1 pseudogene is annotated in these 239 nt (G+C 62.3%); it reads left to right on the forward strand.

The features are described from left to right. A pseudogene (locus HMPREF2710_RS04440) lies at window positions 1-239 on the forward strand (serine protease); the annotation flags it as partial.

Raw genomic sequence — 239 nt, forward strand, 5'->3', positions numbered from 1 at the left:
CTCCAAGCCCGTTGGCGTGGTCTTCTACTTCGACGGCGACTACTGGCGCAACGACCAGTCCAAGGTCTACGACCCCTCCGGTGAGCTGGCTCAGATGGCTGCATCCGCAGCGGCCCAGAACATGCTGTTCGTGCCCGTCATCTCCCCGGACGCCAACCGTTACGACGCTGGCGTGACCTGGTGGGAAGACATGGAGCGTAACGGCGAGTTCTTCCGCTCCTTCGCTTCCTCCTTCATCG

The sequence above is a fragment of the Rothia sp. HMSC069D01 genome, assembly GCF_001810135.1.
Classification (GTDB): Bacteria; Actinomycetota; Actinomycetes; order Actinomycetales; family Micrococcaceae; genus Rothia.